We start from the raw sequence: 7,897 nt of genomic DNA, 5'->3' as shown, positions 1-7,897 counted from the left end.
GTCCTGCCCCGTGGGCAGGACCGGCGGGCGCCGCGCGGTGGGCGGGTGAGCGCCGCGCGGTGGGCGGTCGGCCGGACGGGCGGTCAGGCCTGGGCGGAGAAGACCGGCAGGTAGCCGCCCGAGTGGCCGGAGGCCTTCGGGTGGTAGCTCTCCTCCACCGGCAGGGTGGTGCTGTTCAGCCAGGTGGTGGAGGAGCCGCAGATCTCGTGCTCCCGGAAGGCCGAGCGGACGTCACCGAAGGCGAAGCCCGCGTTGGCGGCGCGCTTGGCGAGCACGTCGGCGAGGACGTCGGCGGCGCTGTTGATGGCGGCCCGCTTGGTGTCGCCGATGCCGAAGATGCAGTTGCCGCCGACCTTGTAGAGGTGCGGGTAGCCCAGGACGACCACCCTGGCGTTGGGCGCCTTGGCGTGGATGGCCGCGTAGACCTGGTCGAGCTTGCCGGGAAGCGTGGTGGTGGCGTAGTTCTTCGCGGTGGCGACGGCGTTGAGGCACGCGCTCTCGGAGTCCAGCACGCAGGTCTGCATGGTGCCGGCGAAGCCCGCGTCGTTGCCGCCGACGCTGATGCTGACCAGCGTGGTGCCCGAGTTCAGCGCCGAGAGCTGGCTGTTGAGCACGTCACCGGTCTTGGCGCCCGAGCAGGCGACGAAGGCGAAGGAGGACGGCGCGTGCGCGTTCTTCCAGAGGTACGGGTAGGCGTTGGTGCTCCGCTTGCAGTTGCCGCTCTCGCCGGTGTAGCTGCCGGCCCCGAGGCCGGACGCGTACGAGTCGCCGAGCGCGACGTAGTTGACGCCGGCGGCCTGGGCCGAGGAAGCCGTGAAGAGGGTGGTCAGGGAGAGGAACGCCGCGAGGGTGGCGACGGACATGGCACGGGCAGGACGTAGCATGACACCTCCTGGGAGTGACGTGCGTCACATCATTTGATACCAGGCGGTAGGTATCGCGGGAAGCGGTCATGCCAAGGCAATTGACAGTCGGTCTGACAACGATGGAGTGAACTGCCGTGCCGGCGACGGAAAGTGCGACGTGCACGCCGGTGCGACGGACAACCCGTTCGGGGGACACGAGGGCAGCTCCGGGGCACGGCGCCCCGGGTCGTCGACGCGCGGTGCCGGGGACGACGGGGGGACGACGGCGGTGTGGCGACCCGACGTCAGGTCACCGCACCCCTGTGGGCGGTCTCCGTTCGACCGGCCGACGGACGATCAGGCGCGGCGGCCACCAGTGCCCGTACGGTCGGTCAGCGATCCTTCGGTCCGACCCGGGCTCGGTGGCGCGGAGCGGTCCCGCGCCCCGGCCCCGAGCCCCAGGCCCGAGCCCCCCGGATTCACGCCCCCGGATTCACCCCGGGGAACACCTCGCAGCCCTCCACCGGGAGCTCCTCGATGGCCTCGTTGGCAGCGGCCGGCACCCCCAGCCTCCGGACGGCGGTCGCCACGGCCGCCCGGGCCTGGCGCAGCCCGGGCGCACCCCAGCCGAGGAGTTCGACCGCGAGACCGGGCGCGACCAGCAGCCGCCGGTAGTGCCGCCCCGAGGCCGGGTCCGGGGCGCTGGGGCCGACCGCCCGCAGCGCGGCGGCCATCCGGACGCGGGCGCACTCGTGCCCGCCGTTGGCCGAACCGACCCGGTCGTAGAGGTAGCCGAGGTAGTACGGCGTGCCGATCAGTGCCTGGGCCTCCTCGGCCGCCTCCCGGGCCAGCGCGGAGCCCGGGTCGCCGGCGTCCTCCGGTTCCAGCGACCCGCCGGGGAGCGAGACGATGCCGTCCTTGGGGTTGACCAGGGTCAGTACCCGGCCGTCGGGGGCGAACAGCCACCCCCAGGACTGCTTGACCGGGAGCCCGGCGGGCACCCGCTCGCCCGGCCGCCACGGCCACCCCGCGGTGGGGCGACGGCGCACCTTCCCGAGCAGTTCGGCGACCTCCGCGCTGAACTCGATCCGGCCCATGCGCCCCCCCTTTCGGTCTCGGGCTCGCCGGACCGACGGGGCGCGGGGTGGACCCGCAGTGCGCGCGGTTCGGGGCTGAGCGGCGGGGTCGGCGGCGTGGGGCACCGGCCGTTCCCACTGTTGATCTTCCCCGAAATCTTCCCCGAACAGGCGGTCGATGAACAGTCCCCAGCGCCGCTCGGTGGACGCGCCGGACCGAAAGGGCAGGTCAGCCCGAGGGCCCACCGTCCTCCCCGGGCCGCGCGCCGGTAGGCCGTCCGCCGGGCGCGCCCGGACCGCCCGGCGGCGGGTCGGCGGAGGAATCCGGGCCCTCCGGCGGCGCCTGCGGGAGCGGGAACCCCGGCAGCGGGACCGCCGCCGGCGGGAAGGGCATGCCCCGGCCGACGTCGTCCGCGAGCGAGTCGAGCACCTCCCGGACGGTCATCGGCCGCAGCCGGCCCCCGTCGAGCGCCCAGCCGCGCACCGTCTGGCCTCCGGGCGCCGCCGGGTCACCGTGCAGCACCATCGCGCCCGCGCCGCCGCCGGCCACACCCGCCGCCAGCGTCACGCAGAACGCCTCGGTGTCCCGCCCGCCCGCGCGGAGGCGTCCGCGCTCCACCCGGACGTCCGCCGCCGAGGACAGCTCCTCGCCGTCCTCGGGGCCGTGGCAGCGGATCGTCACGAGGTGGACGCCCTCGCCCGCACCCCCGGCCAGCGCGAGGAGGACGCCGACGGCGTACCTCGTCACCGCCGCCGACCGCCGCTCCGCCGGCGGCCCCTCGCCGACCGCCGACAGCAGCGCGGCCATGGCGACCGAGATCCGCACCCTGGCCCGGTGGTCGTCGGCCAGTTCGGGGAGGAGCGCCACCAGCCGCTGGCCCGCGTAGACGAACGGCTCCCCCGCCAGCTCGGGATCGGCCGCGTACGCGACCCGGGCCGCCGCGTCCGCCGGGTCGAAGCCGAGTGCTTCGCAGTAGTCCTCGAAGTCGGCCGGGTCGAAGACCCTCAGGTGCACCTCCAGACCCTGGCCGTACAGCGCCCGGAGCTGGACCGCCGCACGCCTCAGGTAGGCCCGGAAGGGCAGGTCGCCGAAGAGGCCGTGCCGGGACAGGTCGGCGAAGTCGGCGGCGCGGACGACCAGCGCGAGCGCCACCGGCTGCGGCGGCGGCGCACCGCGCGGTCGCCACCGGCGCCGGTCCCCGGTACCGGGCCCGGCCGGACCGGCCGACCCGGGGCCGCTCGCTCCCCCGCCCGGGGGACGCCCACCGGGGGGACCGGCCGGCACGCCACCGGCGGCCGGTCCCCCCGGTCCGGGGCGGCGCCGGGCCGGACCGGCCGCCCGAAGCCGCACCGCCCGCCGCGCGGCAGCACCGGCCCGGGCCCGCCGACCGGGGCCGGGGCGGTCCCGCAGGCCCGGGGGATCGAGGTGGTCGAGGAGATCGAGGAGATCGTCGGGGAAGGGGAAGCGGAACTGCCCGGTCATGGCCGTGTCCTTCCGTTCGGTCGTTCTCGCGGTCGCCGCCGGACCGCCCCGCACCTGCGGGCTCCCGGCGACCGCGAACATACACACCGTCACTGACAATCGACCGAGAGCGACCTCCGCCGGACCGGGGCAGGTCACGGCGGACGGGCCGCCGTCCCCGTTCCGGACCGCGTTGTCGGTGACGCCCGTTATGGTCGGGGACCATGCGACTGCTGCATACCTCCGACTGGCATCTCGGACGCTCGTTCCACCGGGAGAGCCTGCACGACGCCCAGCGCGCGTTCCTGGACCACCTGGTGGCGGTGGTCCGGTCCGAACGCGTGGACGCCGTGCTGGTCGCCGGCGACGTGTACGACCGGGCGCTGCCCGGACTGGAGGCGGTCGCCCTCTTCGACGACGTCCTGCACCGGCTCGCCGACCTGGGCGTGCCGACGGTGTTCATCAGCGGCAACCACGACTCGGCCCGCCGGCTGGGCGTCGGCGCGGGCCTCATCGGCCGGGCCGGCGTCCACCTGCGGACCGACCCGGGCGAGTGCGCCGCGCCCGTCGTGCTCGCGGACGCGGACGGACCGGTCGCCGTCTACGGGCTTCCGTACCTGGAACCGACGCTGGTGCGGGAGCGGTTCGGGCTGGCCCGCGGCGGTCACGCCGCGGTGCTCGGCGCCGCGATGGACCAGGTCAGGGCCGACCTGGCGGGCCGCCCGGCGGGCACCCGGGCGGTCGTCCTGGCGCATGCCTTCGTCACCGGGGGCGAGCCCAGCGACAGCGAGCGGGACATCGCGGTCGGCGGCGTCGCGGCGGTGCCCGCGTCCGTCTTCGACGGCGTGCACTACGCGGCCCTCGGTCATCTGCACGGCTGCCAGACCCTCGCCCCGCACCTGCGCTACAGCGGTTCCCCGCTCGCCTACTCCTTCTCCGAGACCGACCACCGCAAGACGATGTGGCTGGTCGACCTCGCGGCGGACGGCTCGGTCGCCGCCGAGCGGGTCGACTGCCCGCAGCCCCGGCCGCTGGCGCGGCTGCGCGGCCGGCTCGACGAGCTGCTGACCGACGAGGGGCACGCCGCCGCCGAGCAGGCGTGGGTGCAGGCGACGCTCACCGACCCGAGCCGTCCGACCGAACCGATGGAACGGCTGCGACGCCGCTTCCCGCACACCCTCCAGCTGCTCTTCGAGCCCGAGGCGACGACGGCGGACGCCTCCCCGTCCTATGCGGCCAGGGTCAGCGGACGGACCGACCTGGAGATCGCCGAGGGCTTCCTGCGGCACGTCCGCCCCGGTGCCGATCCGGACGCCGACGAGCTGGGCTGGCTGCGCGAGGGCTTCGAACGCGTCCGGCAGACCACCGACCGGAAGGCCGAGCTGCCCCGATGAGACTGCACCGGCTGACCGTCACCGCCTTCGGCCCGTTCGCGGGCAGCGAGACGGTCGACTTCGACGCGCTGGCCGCCGGCGGGCTCTTCCTGCTGCGGGGAGCCACCGGCGCGGGCAAGAGCAGCGTGCTCGACGCCGTCTGCTACGCCCTGTACGGCGAGGTCCCCGGCACCCGGCGGGCCAACCGGCTGCGCAGCGACCACGCCGATCCGAAGCGGCTGACCTCGGTCCGGCTGGAGCTGACGCTCGGCGGGCGGCGGCTGGAGATCACCCGGCTGCCCGAGCAGCCGCGGCCGAAGAAGGTCGGCAAGGGCACGACGGTCGAGCGTGCCCAGACCCTGCTCCGCGAGTGGTCGACGGACGGCGGCGACGCTACCGGGGCCGGGTCCGGGGGGAACGGAGACGGCGACGGGAGCGGCGGGCCGGGCTGGCGGGCGGTCAGCAAGTCGCACCAGGAGGCCGGCGAGGAGATCCACCGGCTGATCGGGATGAGCAGGGACCAGTTCTGCCAGGTGGTGCTGCTGCCGCAGGGTGACTTCGCGCGGTTCCTGAGGGCCGACTCGGAGGAGCGCGGCAAGCTGCTGCGGCGGCTGTTCGACACCGAGCGCTTCCAGTCCGTCGAGTCCTGGCTGGCCGAGCAGCGCCGGGCCCAGGAGGCGGCCGTCCAGACCGGCCGCCGCCGGCTGCGGGACTTGGCCAGCAAGGCCGAACAGGCGGCCGGCCCGGACGCCGAACCCGTCGAGGGCTGGGTGCCGGCCGAGGACGAGCCGGTCCCGGCGACCGGCGTGCAGGCCGGCACCGAGCTCACCACCGGGGTGCTCGGCTGGGCCGCCGTGCTGCGCGGCGGCGCGGCCGAACAGCTCGCCGTGACCGAGGCCGCGCTGGCCGGCGCGGAGGAGGCCCACCTGGAGGCCCAGCGGGCGGGGGCCGCCGCCGAACAGCTCGCCGACCGGCAGCAGCGGCACCGGCAGGCGGTGGCCGAGGCCGCCCGCCTGGCCGGGGACGAGCCGGCCCGGACGGCCGACCGCCGCCGGCTGACCGCGGCCCTGGCGGCGGTCGGGGTCGAGTCGGTGCTGCACCTGCGCGACTCCGCCGCGGTCGCCCACCGGACGGCCCGCGAGGAGGAACGACGGCACCGCGCGGCCCTGGCAGCCGCCGGCGGCCCGGACGGCGAGGGCCGCGCCCTGGCGCACGCCGAGGCCGAGGAGCTGGCCGAGGCCGAACGCGGGCTGCGCGCCGAGCTGGTCCGGCTGGAGGCGGCGGCGGCGGACGAGCGGCGCTGCGCCGAGCTGGACGGCGCACAGGCGTCGCTGGCCGCCGACCGGCAGCGCGCCGACGACCTCGCCGAGGAGGCGGCCGACTGGCTGTCCGGCTTCGAGGCGCGGTTCGCCGCCCTCCAGGAGGAGCAGTCCGTCGCGCGGGACGCGGCCGCGCAGGTCGACCGGCTGGACGTCCGGCGCAGCGAGCTGACCGGCCGCCTGACCGCCGCACGCGGCCGGGACGCGCTGCAGCGGGAGATCGACCGGGCCCGGCCGCAGGCACTCGCGCTGCGCTCCGACGCGCTGGACGCCCGCCGGCACAGCCAGGACCTGCGCGAGCTCCGGCTCGCCGGCATGGCCGCCGAACTCGCGGCACAGCTGCGGGCCGGGGCGCCCTGCCGGGTCTGCGGCTCCCCCGAACACCCGGCGCCCGCCCGACCGTCCGGCGAGCAGGTCCGCGCGGCCGACGAGGACCGCGCCCAGGCCGCCCAGACGGCCGCCGAGCAGGCGGCCGACACCGCCGAACGGGAGCTCGCCGACCTCCAGGTGCGCCAGGCCGCCGCCGCCGGGGCCGCCGGCGCGGAGAGCACCGACGCCCTGGCCGAGGCCCTCGGTGGGCTGGAGCGGGAGCACCGCACGGGGGTCCGGGTCGCGGAGGGGCTCGGCGCGATCGGGCGACGGATCGAGCAGACCACCCGGGAGCAGGCCGCCCGGCTCACGGCCCTCGGCGACGCGCGTGAGCGGAGTGCCGAGCTCGGCGCCCGGATCCGCACCCTGCACGCCGAGCGGGAGGAGCGGGGCGGCCGGGTGGCGGCGGCCCGGGGCGGCGCGCCGTCGGTCGCCGCCCGCGCGGCCGGCCTGGCCCGCCTCGCGTCGGCCGTGTCCGCCCTGGCGGGCGCGGCCCGGACGGCGGCCGAGGCGGCGTACCGGCTGAAGGAGGCCGAGGGCGAGCTGGCGCGGGCCGCCGTCGCGGCCGGGTTCCCGAGCGCGGAGGACGCCGTCGCCGTCCTGCTGCGCCGGGAGGAGCGCGAGCGGCTGGAGCTGCGGCTGGAACGCCACCGCGCCGAGCTGGCGGCGGCCGAGCGGCGGCTCGCCGAACCGGAGCTCGCCTCGGCGGCGGCCTGCCCGCCGGCGGATCTGCCCGGCACCCGGGCCCGGCTCCACGCCGCCACCGACCGCCTGCGGGCGGCGCACGCCGCCCGGGACGCGGCGCGCGCCCGCTGCGACGCGCTCGCCGGGATCGGACGGCAGCTCGCCGAGCTGGCCGGCTCGCTCGCCCCGGCGCTGGCCCGGTACGGCCGGATCAACCGGCTGGCCGCGCTCGCCGCCGGCACGTCCGCCGAGAACCGGCTGCGGATGCGGATGGAGTCGTACGTCCTGGCGGCCCGGCTGGAGCAGGTGGCCGCGGCGGCGAGCGACCGCCTGGTCCGGATGTCCGGCGGTCGCTACACCCTGGTCCACAGTGACGACCGGGGCACCGGCACCAAGCGTTCGGGGCTGGCCCTGCGGGTGGTGGACGCCTGGACCGGCACGGAGCGCGACACCGTGACCCTCTCCGGCGGCGAGAGCTTCTTCGCCTCGCTCGCGCTGGCCCTGGGCCTGGCCGACGTGGTCACCGACGAGGCCGGCGGCATGCCGCTGGACACCCTGTTCATCGACGAGGGGTTCGGCAGCCTCGACGAACACACCCTGGAGGAGGTGATGGACGTCCTCGACGGTCTGCGCGAGCGGGACCGCGCCGTCGGCATCGTCAGCCATGTCGCCGACCTGCGGAGCCGCATCCCGACCCAGCTGCTGGTCCGCAAGGGCCGGCACGGCTCCACGCTGGCCCTGGCGGGGCGGGAGGACGCCTGACCGGGGG

General features: G+C 76.9%; 5 protein-coding genes. 2 read left to right on the top strand and 3 right to left on the bottom strand.

The window, feature by feature from the left end; translation table 11 throughout:
- Positions 1–83: 83 nt before the first annotated feature.
- The 3 genes from ACFWIC_RS33830 to ACFWIC_RS33820 form a co-directional block, all read right to left on the bottom strand.
- A complete protein-coding gene (locus ACFWIC_RS33830) occupies positions 84–884 on the bottom strand; it encodes an SGNH/GDSL hydrolase family protein (protein WP_380356997.1) in 801 nt (266 codons plus the stop codon).
- Between the two features lie 440 nt (positions 885–1,324).
- Positions 1,325–1,942, bottom strand: coding sequence for a hypothetical protein (locus ACFWIC_RS33825; protein WP_329880544.1), 618 nt, complete (start codon positions 1,940–1,942; stop codon positions 1,325–1,327).
- A gap of 208 nt (positions 1,943–2,150) precedes the next feature.
- On the bottom strand, positions 2,151–3,404 hold the full coding sequence (locus ACFWIC_RS33820; RefSeq protein WP_380520764.1) for a hypothetical protein: 1,254 nt from the start codon (positions 3,402–3,404) through the stop codon (positions 2,151–2,153).
- A gap of 203 nt (positions 3,405–3,607) precedes the next feature.
- On the opposite strand from ACFWIC_RS33820, the gene ACFWIC_RS33815 reads away from it, so the two are divergent.
- A complete protein-coding gene (locus tag ACFWIC_RS33815) occupies positions 3,608–4,777 on the top strand; it encodes an exonuclease SbcCD subunit D (protein WP_380520763.1) in 1,170 nt (389 codons plus the stop codon).
- Complete coding sequence (locus ACFWIC_RS33810; RefSeq protein WP_380520762.1) at positions 4,774–7,890, top strand: AAA family ATPase; 3,117 nt, start codon at positions 4,774–4,776, stop codon at positions 7,888–7,890. The genes ACFWIC_RS33815 and ACFWIC_RS33810 overlap by 4 nt, the downstream gene beginning before the upstream one ends.
- The last annotated feature ends 7 nt before the right edge of the window (positions 7,891–7,897 follow it).

The sequence above is a fragment of the Kitasatospora sp. NPDC127035 genome, from assembly GCF_042726075.1.
GTDB lineage: Bacteria > Actinomycetota > Actinomycetes > Streptomycetales > Streptomycetaceae > Kitasatospora.
Note: the sequence above shows the minus strand (reverse complement) of the source record. Positions and strands in the feature narration are given on the sequence as shown.